This is a genomic window from Vibrio sp. Vb0667 (assembly GCF_033391095.1).
Map to the genome: position 1 here is coordinate 1 of NZ_JAWPOL010000344.1, position 1094 is coordinate 1094.

A 1094-nucleotide genomic window follows, 5' to 3' on the forward strand; every position below is an offset into this window, starting at 1 on the left:
AAGCTCTGTATTGGGCAACGATGCCAACCCTGTCTTTTCTGAAATCAGCACTCAAGCCGGTGTGACTCCGAAGTGGAACTTTTACAAGTTTCTCATCAGTAAAGAAGGCAAAGTCATCGCCACATTTCCAAGCTCAACCTCTCCGACGAGTACTACGCTTACTAATATGATTGAGCAACAACTGTAGGAGTGCAGTTATGGTCACGACACGTTTAACCATGTTACGCCTTGGGTACTTGGGCTTAGTGCCTTTTCTGTTCAGCTTGCTGCTTATCGTGTCTGACACCACCTTATTTAACCTAAGCGGCCAACAATTTTTTATTGCCTACAGCGCCGTTATCTTGAGCTTTCTATCGGGAGTGCTCTGGGGAAATGGTATCGACCATTACTACCACCGCTTGAGCCGTAATATCCTAGTTCTCAGTAATTTGTTTGTTTTGCTTGCGTGGGGTGCCTTGTTACAAGGGAATACACATTACATCGCGGCAATATTGTTGCTCGCAACCGGATACGCTGCCGTTTGGTATGCAGAAAAGCTGATACGGAATGTCGAACTGGAAGTTGATCCCAAAGGCTATCAAGGCATGAGGAATAAGCTCACCTGCGGCGTCATTTTGATGCATGGATTGGTTTTGATTGCATAATCTGGTCTGTCCAGTACTCAGATCACAAAACCAATCAACCCATATAAAACATTGTTCATTTCGTGAATACACATACATTTTGAACACCGTTTTGTTTTAAAGTAGCGCAAACCTACATATATATGTCCGTAAACATTCACAAAGGATATGAATATGTTTTTCCGCAAACTACTATTTAGCACTGCAATTATCAATGCGACTTCTGGCTGCGTTTCTTACCAAGCGCAACAAGCTGCCACTCAAACAGTAAACAACACGGGCATTGTTCTCACCAATGTGGTGAAAAACACCATCGCACAACCGTGCAATGTCGCTATCACCGTTGCTAGCTTGTTTTATCCGCACGCGATATTCATGACTAGCGTACCAACTCAAGCTTGTACAACCGTACTGAGATAACGAGTTCAAAAAAAATGGCGACCACTTGGCCGCCATTTTTCATTTCTTTTA

Annotated in this window: 2 protein-coding genes and 1 pseudogene; all 3 read left to right on the forward strand. The window is 43.5% G+C overall.

What is annotated here, in order from left to right; all coding sequences use genetic code 11:
- Positions 1-187: pseudogene (locus R8269_RS25770) on the forward strand (glutathione peroxidase); the annotation flags it as partial.
- A 10-nt stretch (positions 188-197) separates the two neighbouring features.
- Entirely contained in the window at positions 198-644 is a 447-nt protein-coding gene (locus R8269_RS25775) for a DUF3429 domain-containing protein (RefSeq protein ID WP_005477135.1), read from the forward strand.
- A 153-nt stretch (positions 645-797) separates the two neighbouring features.
- A complete protein-coding gene (locus tag R8269_RS25780) occupies positions 798-1043 on the forward strand; it encodes a hypothetical protein (RefSeq protein WP_005463406.1) in 246 nt (81 codons plus the stop codon).
- Positions 1044-1094 lie beyond the last annotated feature (51 nt).

What these genes read in the sequence shown, in the direction of transcription:
- R8269_RS25775 (WP_005477135.1), top strand. Translation starts at nt 198, where the DNA reads ATGGTCACGACACGTTTAACCATGTTACGCCTTGGGTACTTGGGCTTA.
- R8269_RS25780 (WP_005463406.1), top strand. Translation starts at nt 798, where the DNA reads ATGTTTTTCCGCAAACTACTATTTAGCACTGCAATTATCAATGCGACT.